Annotated in this window: 1 protein-coding gene; it reads right to left on the reverse strand. The window is 73.4% G+C overall.

Annotated features, from left to right (window positions below):
* Positions 1-13,574: SDR family NAD(P)-dependent oxidoreductase (locus tag AB0J58_RS36935; RefSeq protein WP_364224607.1), on the reverse strand; the 13,574-nt coding region annotated here is incomplete at its 3' end.
* Positions 13,575-14,046 lie beyond the last annotated feature (472 nt).

Here is a 14,046-nt window from a genome sequence, read left to right on the forward strand (position 1 = left end):
AGCCGCCACAGATCCTCCGGAGAGGCCACCCCACCCGGATAACGGCACGCCATCCCCACGATCACGACCGGATCGTCGGCCACCGACCGCACCACGGGCAGATCCGCGACCTGCTCGGAGTCCACCGAGCCGAACAGCTCCCCGTAAAGGAATTCCGCCACGCTGTACGAGGTCGGGTAGTCGAAGACCAGTGTCGCGGGCAACGACAACCCCGTCGCCGCGGCCAGCTGGTTGCGCAACTCCACCGCGGCCAGCGAATCCAGTCCCATCTTGCTGAAGGCCCGATCGGGCTCCACCGCGTCTCCCGACGCGTGACCCAGCACCACCGCCACCTGCCGCCGTACCAGCTCTTCCAGCGCCCGCTCGCGCTCGCCCACGTCCAGGCCGGTCAGCCGCCGCCGCAGCCCGCCTTCTCCGCCGCCGCCGGCGGCCGCCCGGACCGGCCGCCTCGCCGGTACCAACCCTCGCAGCAACGCCGGCACCTCGCCGCCGCGGCCCCGCAACACCTCCACGTCCACCCGCAGCGGCACCGTCATCGCCGCATCCGTCCGTACGCTCACGTCGAACAGCCGCAGCCCCTCGGCGGCGGACAGGGCCGGCAACCCAAGCCGGGCCAGCCGGTCCCGGTCGGCGTCGGACAGCTCGGAGCTCATTCCGGTGGCCACATCCCACAGCCCGTACGCCAGCGACGTCGCCACCAGCCCCCGCGACCGCCGATAGGCCGCCAGCGCGTTCAGGAACACGTTGGCCGCCGCGTAGTTGCCCTGTCCCGCCGCCAGGACCAGCCCACCGGCCGAGGACACCAGCACGAACATCGCCAGCGGCAGCTCCCTGGTCAGCTCGTGCAGGTGCCAGGCCGCATCCGCCTTCGGTCGCAGTACCGTGTCCAGCCGGCTCCGCGACAACGCCTCCACCACACCGTTGTCCGACGCTCCCGCCGCGTGCACCACGCCCACCAGCGGGGCCGAATCCGGAATCGACCCCACGACCTGTGCCAGCGCGTCCCGATCCCCGACATCGCACGCCGTCACGCGAACCTCCGCCCCCAGCGCCGTCAGCTCCTCCACCAGCGTCCCGGCCCCCTCGGCCGACAGTCCCCGCCGGCTCACCAGCAGCAGGGAACGCACATCGTGGTCGGTCACCAGACGGCGAGCCAGCAACGCCCCCAACCCGCTCGTACCGCCCGTCACCAGCACCGTCCCCGCCGCCGGCCCGACGGAGCCCTCGGGCTGCTCGACAGAGTCCAGAACGGACCGCTCCGGCTGGGCCGTTCTGACCAGCCGGGGCGCCAGGAACGTCCCTGAGCGCAGCGCCGTCTCCGGTTCGCCGGAGGCCACCGCCGCCCGGACCGCCGCGTCCCGTTCCTGGCCCTCCTCCAGATCCAGCAGCACGAACCGGCCGGGATGCTCGGCCTGCGCCGCCCGCACCAACCCCCATACCGGCGCGACCGCCACATCCACGTCCGCACCCGCCTCCACCGACACCGCGCCCCTGGTCACCACGACCAGAGGTGCCGCCTCCGGGCCCTCCCGCTCCAGCCACGCCTGCAGCGCCTCAAGCACGCCGCCGGCCACCGAGCGCACCACATCCGGCGTCTCTCCGGCCGGCGGTGTCGTGCAGTCCACCACCACGACCGAATCGGCGGCATCGACAGCCGTGTCAGGTGACCGGTCGGCGGCGAGCGCGGACCACTCCGTCACCCGTGCCGTACCGGCCACGGGCGTCTCGATCGGGTTCCACTCCACCAGGAACAGGGACTGCTCCCCTGCCGCACCCAGTTGCTCCGCCGACACCGGACGCCCCACCATCGACCCCGCCGACAGCACCGGACGGCCGTTCTCGTCGGCCACGTCCAAGGTCAACGTGTGCTCGCCCGAATGCCGCACCCGTACCCGCAGCGTCGAGGCACCCGCCGCGTGCAGCACCACCTGCCGCCACACGAACGGCAACACCGCCCGGCCGCCGCTCGCCACGCCCGACGGGTCGATCAGTGACACGTGCATCGCCGCGTCCAGCAGGGCCGGGTGCATCCCGAACCGCCCGGCCTCCGTGGCCGCCCGCTCACCCAGTACGACCTCGGCGAACAGCTCCTCCCCTCGGCGCCACGCCGCGCGCAACGCCTGAAACGCCGGTCCGTAGCCATAACCGATCCCGGCCAGCCGTTCGTAGGCCCCTGTCATGTCCACCTCGGCCGCTCCCGCCGGCGGCCACTGCGTCAGATCGAACTCCGGCTCCACCATCCGCTCCGCCAGCACTCCCTGGGCGTGCAGCGTCCAGTCGCCGCCATCTCGCTCGTCCGCCCGGGAATACACCCGGACCGCGCGCCTGCCGGTCTCACCGGGGCCGTCGACCACCACCTGGATCCGCACCCCGCCGGTCTCGGGCAGTACCAGCGGCGCCTGCAGTGCCAGCTCCTCCAGCACCGCGCAGCCGACCTCGTCGCCCGCGCGGACCACCAGCTCCACGAATCCCGTCCCGGGCAGCAGTACCCGTCCCAGCACCTCGTGGTCGCAGATCCACGGATGGGTCGACGCCGACAGCCGTCCGGTCAGGATCACCCCGTCCGACTCCGGCGACACCATCACCGCTCCCAGCAGCGGGTGGAGCGCCGTCTCAAGCCCCAGGCCTCGCGCGTCCCCGCCGCGCCTGCCGCTCGGCCAGAATCGTTCCTTCTGGAAGGCGTACGTGGGCAGTTCCACCTGGCGGGCGCCAGGGAAGACCGCCCGCCAGTCGATCGGCACCCCGTGGACGTGCAGCCTGGCCAGCGCCGTCATGATCGCCGTCTGCTCGTCCTGGTCCCCGCGCAGTACCGGCACCAGCACCGCGTCCGCGACGGGCTGACCCGGGTCGGCGGCGAGGGTGTCGGCCGCCATCGCGGTCAGCACCCCCTCGGGGCCGAGCTCCAGATAGGCCCGCACCCCCTGGGCGTGCAGCGTCCGGACGGCGCCGGCGAACCGGACCGCGCCGCGCACCTGGTCCACCCAGTAGTCCGGCGAGCACAACCGCTCGGCCGTGGCCGCCTCACCGGTCAGCGTGGACACCACCGGGATCCGCGGCGCACCGTAGGACAGCGTCCGGGCCACCGCCCGGAAGTCCTCCAGCATCGGCTCCATCAACGGCGAGTGGAACGCGTGCGACACCCGCAACCGCTTCGTCCGCACCCCCCGCTCCTTTAGCGCGGCGGCCACCTCAAGAACCGCCTCCTCCACCCCGGAAAGCACCACCGAGGACGGACCGTTCACCGCCGCGACCGACACCTCGTCCTCACGCCCGGCCAGCAACGGCTCGACGTCCTCCTCTGCGGCCCGCACCGACACCATGGCCCCACCGGACGGCAGCGCCTGCATCAACCGCGCCCGCGCCGCCACCAGCGCACACGCGTCGGCCAACGACAGCACCCCCGCCACATGCGCCGCGGTGATCTCCCCGATCGAGTGCCCGGCCAGCACATCTGGCCTGACACCCCACGAGGACACCAACCGGAACAACGCCGTCTCCACCGCGAACAACGCGGGCTGCGCCCACCCGGTCCGATCCAGCAACTCCGCCTCCGCCGTACCCGGCTCGGCGAACAGCACCTCCCGCAACGACCCGCCCAGCAACGGATCCAGCTCCGCGACCACCTCGTCCAACGCCGCCGCGAACACCGGGAACCGCGCGTACAGCTCCCGGCCCATCCCGGCCCGCTGGCTGCCCTGACCGGTGAACAACACCGCCGGCCTGGCCGCACCCCGGGTCGGACCGGTCACCACACCTGCGGCCGGGACCCCCTCCGCCAGCGCGGCCAGACCTCGCATCAACTCGGCACGCTCAACCCCCACAACCGCCGCCCGGTGCTCGAACACCGACCGGGCCGTCGCCAGCGACACCCCCAGCTCGGCCGATCCCACCCCGGGGAGACTCTCCACATGCGACAGCAACCGGGCCGCCTGTGCCCGCAACGCCTCCTCGGAACGTGCGGACACCACCCATGGAACGGCTCCTGCCCCGCTCTCGCCGCCATCCGTGGGCACCTCCTGCTCCACCTGCTCCAGCAGCACGTGCGCGTTGGTACCGCTGATCCCGAACGACGACACAGCGGCCCGGCGCGGGCGTCCGGACTCCGGCCACGACCGTGCCTCGGTCACCAGCTCGACCGCGCCCTCGCTCCAGTCCACGTGCGAGGACGGCTCGTCCACGTGCAGCGTGCGCGGCACCACACCCTCGCGCATCGCCATGACCATCTTGATCACACCCGCCACACCCGCCGCGGCCTGGGTGTGACCGATGTTCGACTTGATCGAGCCCAGCAGCACGGGCCGATCCTCCAGCCGGTCCTGGCCGTAGGTGGCCAGCAACGCCTGCGCCTCGATCGGGTCGCCCAGCGTCGTCCCGGTCCCGTGCGCCTCCACCACGTCGACATCGGCGAAGGACAATCCCGCGCCGGCCAGGGCCTGCCGGATCACCCGCTGCTGTGCAGGGCCGTTGGGCGCCGTCAGACCATTCGACGCCCCGTCCTGGTTGACAGCCGAGCCGCGCACGACCGCGAGAACTCGATGACCGTTGCGCCGCGCGTCGGAGAGGCGTTCCAGCACCAGCACTCCGACGCCCTCCGACCAGCCGACACCGTCAGCGGAATCGGAGAACGCCCTGCACCGCCCGTCAGAGCTCAGACCGCCCTGGCGGGAGAAGTCGATGAAGGTGTTCGGGGTGGACATCACGGTCACGCCACCGGCCAGCGCCAGGGAGCACTCGCCCGAGCGCAGCGCCTGCGCCGCCATGTGCAGCGCCACCAGCGACGACGAGCACGCGGTGTCCACCGTCACCGCCGGGCCCTCCAGGCCCAGCGTGTACGACACCCGCCCGGAGGTCACGCTGCCCGTGGTCCCGTTGACCACGATCCCCCGCAGCTCGTCCGGTGCCCCGTCGCCCGTTGACGGGTAGTCGTGGTACATCAGCCCGGCGAAAACACCCGTCGGACTTCCCTTCAGGGTGAGCGGGTCGATGCCGGCCCGTTCGACGGCCTCCCAGGAGGTCTCCAGCAGCAGCCGCTGCTGGACGTCGGTCGCCAGCGCCTCTCGCGGCGAGATCCCGAAGAACCGCGCGTCGAACTCGGCGGCGTCGTGCAGGAATCCGCCCACGCGGGCGAAGGACGCGTCCGGAAGCTCCCAGCCTCGGTCGGCCGGGAAGTCCGAGATGGCGTCCCTGCCCTCGGTGACCAGCTCCCAGAGCTGTTCCGGAGAGGTGACGCCGCCCGGATACCGGCAGGCCATGCCGACGATGACGATCGGGTCCCCGGTGACCGGGGCCGTGACGGGTGCGGGCGGCGCGGAGGCCGCGTCGACGTCGTCGAGTCGCTCTCGGATGAAGCCGGTCACCGCCGCCGGGGTGGGCCGGTCGAACACCAGCGTGGCGGGCAGCCGGATACCGGTCGCCTCGATCAGCCGGTTGCGCAGTTCCACGGAGGTGAGGGAGTCGAGGCCGAGGTCCTGGAAGGTCAGGTCCGGCGAGATCGCGTCCGCCGAGGCATGTCCCAGCACGGCGGCCACCTGCCCGAGCACCAGCGTGGACACGGCCTCGGCGAGTGCCTCTCCCGACAGGGCACCGAGTGCGTCGGAGGTGGCGGACGCGACAGCCGCCCGCCGCATGGGGGCGGGCACCAGGGCGCGGAAGACGGCCGGGACGTGGCTCCGCGCCCGGAGTGCGGCCCGGTCCAGCCGCGCCGCCACCACCACCGGCTCGGGGCTTGCCATCGCGGCGTCGAACCAGGCGAGTCCCTGCTCACCGGTCAGGGGGCGCAGCCCGACCCGGGCCATGCGCCGCAGGTCCGTCTCGGTGAGGGCGGCGGTCATCCCGGTGTCCTGCGGCCACGGCCCCCAGCCGATCGACAGGCCCGCCAGCCCCTGAGTGGCACGCTGCCGTACGAGGGCGTCGAGGAACGCGTTGGCCGCGGTGTAGCTCGCCTGCCCGCCGTTGCCGAGCGTCCCGAACACCGAGGAGAACACCACGAACGCGGCCAGATCGAGGTCGCGGGTGAGCTCGTGCAGGTGCCAGGCACCGTCCGCCTTCGGCCGCAGCACGGTGTCGATCCGCTCGGGCGTCAGTGCCCCGACCAGTCCGTCGTCGAGCACGCCGGCGGCGTGCACCACCCCGGTGAGCGGGTGCTCCGGTGGGATTCCGGCGATCAGCCCGGCCAGGGCGTCGCGGTCGGACACGTCACAGGCGACGGCCGTGACCTCGGCCCCCTCGGCGGTCAGCTCCGCCACCAGTTCCGCGGCGCCCTCGGTGTCCGGGCCGCGCCGGCCGGCCAGCGTCAGGTGACGTACGCCGTGCTCGGTCACCAGGTGGCGGGCGACGAGCGCGCCCAGTCCGCTCAGACCTCCGGTGACGAGCACGGTGCCGTCGGTGTCCCGGAAGGTCTCCGGGGTCGGCGAGGTGACGTCACCGTCGACCCCGATGAGCCGGGGCACCCGGAGCAGGCCGTCGCGTACCGCGATCTGCGGCTCCGCGGAATCGACCGCCGCGACCAGCGTCTCGCCGGTCACCCGCTCGGCGTCGAGGTCCAGCAGGACGAACCGCCCCGGATCCTCCATCTGCGCCGAGCGGACCAGGCCCCAGACCGCCGCCGCGACGGGGTCTGGCGCGGTCTCGGCATCGGTGGCCACCGCTCCACGGGTCACGAAGATCACAGGAGTGTCGGCGTGCTCGTCGCGCCGGTTCTCCCGCAGCCGGTCCACGACCGCCGAGGTCACCGACCGCACGGCGGCCGGCACGTCGTCCCCTGCCGGGGACGGGACCTCGACGAGTGTCACGTCCGCGGCCGGGTCCGGTTCACCCGCGAGGTCCACCGCCTGCCCGGCCGCGCGCAGGGCGGCGACGAGCCCCCATTCGTCGGAGCCGAGCACCGACCAGCGCCTGGCCGGGCGCTCCTCGCTCCCGGATTCCGGCGCGAGCGGCCAGTCCAGTCGCAGCAGCGGTCCGCCGCCGGTGCGCACCGCGCGCCGCGGATCGTTCGGCCGGAGCGCGAGGGAGCGCACCGAGGCGACCACGCCGCCCTCGGCATCGGCCACGACCAGCGTGATCGTGTCCGTCCCGGCCCCGCTCATCCGGACCCGGAGCGTCGAGGCGCCGGACGCGTGCAGGGCCACCCCGGTCCAGGAGAACGGCAGCAGCCCGCCGCCCGTCTCGTCGAGCCCGGCGAGGGACGCCACGTGCAGCGCGGCGTCGAGCAGGGCCGGGTGCAGTCCGTACGAGACCGCGTCGGCCGCCAGGCCGTCGGGCAGGGCGACCTCGGCGAACACCTCCCGGCCGGTACGCCAGGCGGCGCGCACCCCCTGGAACGCGGGGCCGTAGGAGAAGCCCGCCTCCGCCCGCCGCTCGTAGAAACCGCCGAGGTCCACCGGGACGGCGTCCGCGCGGGGCCACTCGTCCATGCCGGGGTCGGGGACACGCGGCACACCAGGGGTGAGCAGCCCGGTGGCGTGCCGAACCCAGGGCGCGTCCGGCTCGTCCGCCGGCCGGGAGTACACGCCGATCGTCCGGCCGCCGCCGTCTTCGGCGGCGCTGAGCGCCACCTGCAGTCGCACCTCGCCCCGCTCGGGCAGTACGAGCGGCGCGGTGAGCGTGAGTTCCTCCACCAGGCCGCAACCGACCTCGGCGGCCGCCCGTACGGCCAGCTCGACGAAGGCCGTGCCGGGGAACAGCACCTGTCCGGCCACCACGTGGTCGGCCAGCCACGGGTGCGCGGCCGTCGAGACCAGGCCGGTGAACAGGAATCCACCGGTGTCGGGCAGTTCAACGGCCGCGCCGAGCAGCGGGTGTCGCGGCCGGTCCAGTCCGGCGGAGGCGACGTCGCCCACGGCCGCGGCGGGTTCGGACCAGTACCGCTCCCGCTGGAACGCGTAGGTCGGCAGGTCCACCCGGTGAGCCGCCGTACCGGAGAACAGCTCCGGCCACCGCACCGGCGTCCCGTGCACGTACAGCCGGGCGGCCGCCGCCAGTGCCGCGGCCTCCTCTCCGCGGTCCTTGCGCAGGATGGGGAAGGCGACCGGTCCCGACAGGTTCTGGTGGACGAGTGCCGACAGCCCGCCGTCCGGACCGAGCTCCAGGAACGTCTCCGCCCCCGCCGCCCCGGCGGCGCGGATCGCGTCGGCGAAGCGCACCGGACGCGCGACGTGGTCCACCCAGTACTCCGGCGAGCACAGGTAGGCGGCGTCGACCGGCCCGCCGGTCACGGTGGAGATGATCGGCGTTCCCGGACGGTGGAAGGTCAGCCCTTCGACGATCTCCCGGAACTCCGCCAGCATGGGCTCCATCAGCGGCGAGTGGAACGCGTGGCTCACCCGCAGGCGGACGGTCCTGTCGAAGCGCGCGGCGACTCGCAGGACGGCGTCCTCGGCTCCGGCGATCACGACGGACGACGGACCGTTCACCGCGCCGATGACGACCCCGTCCTCCAGCACCGGCTCGACCTGCGCCTCGCCGGCCTGGACGGACACCATCGCCCCGCCCTCGGGCAGGCGCTGCATCAACCGGCCCCGGGCGGCGACCAGCGTGCAGACGTCGTCCAGCGACAGCACACCGGCCACGTGGGCGGCGGCGATCTCGCCGATCGAGTGCCCCACCAGGAAGTCCGGTGTCACGCCCCAGGACTCGACCAGGCGGAAGAGTGCCACCTCGATCGCGAAGAGCGCCGGCTGGGCGTACTCGGTGCGGTCCAGTGGCGCGGCGTCCGCGCCGAACATCACCTCAATCGGGGACCTCTCCAGCCTGTCGGCCAGTCGCGCGAACACGTCGTCCAGCGCGCGGGCGAAGACCGGGAACCGGGTGGCGAGATCGCGGCCCATCCCGATCCGCTGCGCGCCCTGCCCCGCGAACAGCACCGCCAGCGGGCCGGGGGCGCCGGCGACGCCGCGCGCCACCTCGGCCACGCCGTCGCCTCCTGCCAGCAGCACCGCCCGGTGGGCGAATTCCGAGCGGGCCGTCACCAGCGAGTAGCCGATGTCGGCCGGCCCCACTCCGCTCTCGGCCACGGAGGACGTCAGCCGATCGATCTGGGCGTCGAGCGCGGCCTCGGTCCTGCCGGAGACCACCCAGGGCACCACGGTGGACGTCCCCGGTGTCGTACCGGGCGTCGTACCGGACCCGGAGGGCTCGTCCTGTCCGGACGGCTGCTCGACGATCACGTGCGCGTTGGTGCCGCTGATCCCGAACGACGACACCCCGGCCCGGCGGGGCCGCCCGGTCTCCGGCCACCCGGCGCGCTCGGTCACCAGATCGGCCGCGCCGGCCGACCAGTCCACGTGCGACGTGGGGGCGTTGACGTGCAGGGTTCGCGGCACGATCCCCTGCCGCATGGCCATCACCATCTTGATCACGCCCGCGACCCCCGCGGCCGCCTGGGTGTGACCGATGTTCGACTTGATCGACCCGAGCAGCAGCGGCCGGTCCCGGTCCTGACCGTACGTCGCCAGCAGGGCCCCGAGCTCGATCGGGTCGCCCAGCCTGGTGCCCGTACCGTGCGCCTCCACCACGTCCACGTCCGAGGGGGAGAGCCCGGCGCCGGCCAGTGCCTGCCGGATCACCCGCTGCTGGGAGACGCCGCTGGGAGCGGTCAGGCCGTTGGAGGCGCCGTCGGAGTTGACGGCCGACCCGCGGAGCACGGCGAGCACCCGGTGGCCGTTGCGGCGGGCGTCCGACAGGCGTTCCAGCACCAGCACGCCGACGCCCTCGGCCCATCCCGTGCCGTCGGCGGCGTCGGCGAACGCCTTGCACCGCCCGTCCGGGGAGAGGCCGCCCTGCTTGGCGAACTCCAGGAAGATGCCCGGCGTCGACATGACGGTGACCCCGCCCGCCAGTGCCAGCGAGCACTCCCCCGACCGCAGCCCCTGCGCGGCCAGGTGCAGGCCGACCAGCGACGACGAGCACGCGGTGTCCACCGTGATCGCGGGGCCTTCCAGCCCCAGGGTGTACGCCACCCGGCCGGACAGGACGCTGGGCGAGGTGCCCGTCAGCGTGTAGCCTTCGGCGTCGCCGGACGCCTCGTGCATCCGGACCCCGTAGTCCTGCGCCATCGCGCCGAGATACACGCCGGTCCGGGTGCCGTCCAGCGACGACGGCGGGATTCCGGCCCGCTCCACCGCCTCCCAGGTAACCTCCAGCGCCAGCCGCTGCTGCGGGTCCATCGCCAGCGCCTCACGCGGCGAGATCCCGAAGAACGCGGCGTCGAAGTCCCCCGCGTCGTGGAGGAAGCCGCCGGGGTGGTCCGCGGCGAGGTCCCCCATCCGCCAGCCGCGGTCGGCGGGCAGCGCCGACACGGCGTCCACACCGGCGTCGACCAGCCGCCACAGGCTTTCCGGCGAGTCGATCCCGCCCGGGTAGCGGCAGGCCATCCCGATGATCGCGATGGGCTCGTCGGCCGTCGGAGGAGAGGCCACCGGCTCCGGCGGCAGGGGGCCGGAACCGGTGGCGGCTGTGGACCCCAGGAAGGCGGCGAGTCTGGCCGGCGTGGGGTGATCGAAGAGAGCGGTGGCGGTCAGCGCCGGCCCGTCGGCCGAACCGAGCCGGGCGGTGAGCTCGACGAGCATCGCGGAGTCGAAGCCGAGTTCCTTGAAGGGCAGGCCGAGATCGATCCCATCGGGGTCGTAGGTGCCGAGGACCGCCGCGCACGCGTCGCGGACCAGGTCCAGCGGGTCGCCGGAGCCGGGCCGCCGGCCGGCGTCCGGTCCTTCGTCGGCCGCCGTGACCGGCTCCGTCCGCGGCCTCGCCTCCTGCCGCTGTCGTTCCGGGCCGGGTTCCTCCAGCCAGTGGCGGTCACGCTGGAACGCGTACGTCGGCAGCTCGACCCGGGACCCCGCGGGCAGGAACCTCTCCCAGCCGATCTCCACCCCGTTCACGTGGAGCTCGGCGAGCGAGGTCGTCACCCGGGAGAGCCCGGCGTTGTTCCTCTGGAGGGTGCAGACGGCCACCGCCGGACGGCCGGCGGTCCGCGCGTTCTCCTGGATGCTGCCGACCAGTACCGGGTTCGGGCTCACCTCGATGAAGAGACCGAACCCGTCGGCCAGCAGCCGCTCGACCGCGCCCTGGAAGTCGACCGGCCGGCGCAGGTTGCGGTACCAGTAGTCACCGTCGAGCTCCGCCGTGTCCAGCGAGGCGCCAGTCACCGTCGAGTAGAAGGAGATCGCCGAGCTGCGCGGCCGGATCGACGCCAGCAGCGGTGCCAGGCGCTCCTCGATCTGCTCGACGACGGAGGAATGCGAGGCGTAGTCGACGTTGACCCGGCCCATCTGCACCGTGTCCGCCCACTCGGCCCTCATCTCGGCCAGCGCCTCGTTGTCCCCGGACACCACCACGGAGGACGGGCCGTTCACGACGCCGACGGACAGGCGGCCCGCCCAGCGGGCCAGCCGCTCCTCCACGACCTCCCGAGGGAGTCCCACCGAGACCATGCCGCTCCTGCCGGAGAGGATCTCGGTGATCAGCTTCGACCTGGCGGTCACGAGCCGGGCGCCGTCCTCCAGCGACAGCGCGCCCGCGACACACGCGGCGGCGACCTCCCCCTGCGAGTGGCCCACCACCGCGGCCGGTTCCACGCCGTACGACCGCCACAGCGCCGCCAGGGAGACCATGATCGCCCAAAGCACCGGCTGGATCACGTCGGCGCGTTCCCTGGGCGGGCTACCGGGTTCCTCCCGCACGACGCTCGTCAGCGACCAGTCGACGAACGGCGCCAGCGCCGCCTCGCATTCCGCCATGGCGGCGGCGAACACCGTCGACGAGTCGAGCAGCTCCACCCCCATCCCGGCCCACTGCGATCCCTGACCGGGAAAGACGAAGACCTGCTGGCCGGGGCGTTGCCACACGCTGTCCAGCGGCGTGGTGTGCTGACCGAGCCCGAAGACCAGCCGCATCTGGTCCAGGCGCTCCACCCGGCTGGAGAGCACTTCGCCGGAACCGGGATCGACGTCGGTCCTGCCGCGCACCAGCCCCGGCGCGGAGCGCCCCGCCGCCAGCGCTTCCAGCCCGTGGAGCAGTTGCTCGCGCCCGTCCCCGATGACGACCGCTCGATGGCGCAGGCCGGCCCGCGTGGTCGCCAGCGAGAAGGCCACGTCTCCGGTGGAGAGGTCCTCCCGTTCCCTGACGTGCTGGGCGAGCCGGGCCGCCTGTGCCCGCAACGCGCTCTCGGTGTGGCCGGACAGCGACCAGGACACCGGTGACGACGTCTCCGGCTCGGGCCGCTCCTCGATGCCCTCGGGTACGGAGGCCGGGCGGGTGCGCTCTGGGGCGGAGGTCAGCACGACGTGGCAGTTGGTGCCGCCGAGGCCGAACGACGAGACGCCCGCGACGATCCGCCCATCGCCGTCTCCGTCATCGTGGCTCGCGGGCCACGGCGTCGGAGACGCCACCACCCGCAGGTTCCATTCGTCGAAGCGGATCTCGGGGTTCGGCCGCTCGAAGTTCAGGCTCGGCGGCAGCAGCCGGTGCTCGATGGCCAGCACGGTCTTGAGCAGCCCGACGATGCCGGCGGCGCCCTCCAGGTGGCCGACGTTGGTCTTGGCCGATCCCACCCACAGCGGCGCGTCCGAGCGGTCCGCGCCGTGCACCGCGCCGAGCGCGCTGGCCTCGACGGGATCGCCCACCCTGGTGCCGGTGCCGTGCAACTCGACGTAGCCGACGCTCGCCGGGTCCACGCCGGCGCGCCGGTAGGCCGACCGCAGCACCCGCTCCTGCGCCCGGGAGCTCGGGGTGGTGAGCGCCTCGCCGGAACCGTCGTTGTTGACCGCGCTGCCCGCGATGACGCAGTGCACGTGGTCGCCGTCCGCGAGGGCGCGCGACAGCGGCTTGAGGAGAACGATGGCACCACCCTCGCCGCGGACGTAACCGTTCGCCCGCGCGTCGAAGGTGAAGCACCTGCCGTCCGGGGACAGCGCGCCGAGTTCTGCGGCCGCCAGGGCGCCCTCCGCGGCGAGGTTGAGCTGGACCCCGCCCGCGAGGGCCATGCTGGACTCGCCGCTGCGGATGCTCTCGCAGGCGAGGTGCACGGCCACCAGCGATGACGACTGTCCCGTGTCCACGGCCATGCTCGGGCCGGTCAGGGCCAGGAAGTGCGACACCCGGTTGGCCAGGATGCTGCGGTTGACGCCCGTGAGCGAGTGATGGCCGATTCCCGCCGCGCCGCTCCGGCGGCTCAGCAGCGCGTAGTCGTCGGCCATCACGCCGATGAACACGCCGACGTCGGTGCCGCGGAGGGAGTCGGGCGCGGTACGCGCGTTCTCCAGGGCCTCCCAGCCGAGCTCCAGCGTCAGCCGCTGCTGGGGATCCATCGCGCGGGCCTCGCGGGGGGAGATCCCGAAGAACCCGGCGTCGAACCGGTCGATCCCTTCCAGGAACGCGCCGTGGACACCGGGACCGAGCTCCGTCTCCGTGCTCCAGCGGCCGGTGGGCACCGTGGACACGGCGCTCACACCGTCGCGCAGCAGCCGCCAGAACTCCGCGGGACCTGGCGCGGAGGGCAGCCGGCAGGACACTCCGACGATCGCGACGCGATCGTCATCCGTGCCGGAGTCATGGCCAGGCATGGACTCGGATCGATTCACGCGCCGCTCCCCATACACGTCGTCATGCCGACATGCGGAAACCCGATTCGCCGCCCAGCAGGGGCGGGCGCTCGGATCGCCGCATCCGGCTCGTGGCCTCACGGCCAGCACGAACTATGCCGATCACACGCTGCGCGTTTCACTAGTTGTGTTGCGCCGCAGGTCAGGCCGCGCGAAAAAGACGGTGCGGGCGTGACCGCGCCCCGGTGACGCGGAAGGAGCCGCCTTCGGCGCCTCATCAGGCCAGGCGTCCCACCGGCCACGCCCCCGCGCCGTTCGTGAGCCGGCCCGGTCTCATGCCCCGTGGCGCGCGGATCCTAGTGTTTTCACGAGTGCCACCCGGGTTCTTCTGTAGTCGACCCGGCGCGTGTCCGGAGAGTCCCGCGTCGCAGCGCGGCGGGGAAGGCGGGACTTTCTGAGCGCCTCTTATCGCCCCGTGCCGACGAGCCGGCTGGCTGATGAGTGAGGAACT

This window comes from Streptosporangium sp. NPDC049644 (assembly GCF_040675205.1).
GTDB lineage: Bacteria > Actinomycetota > Actinomycetes > Streptosporangiales > Streptosporangiaceae > Streptosporangium > Streptosporangium fukuiense.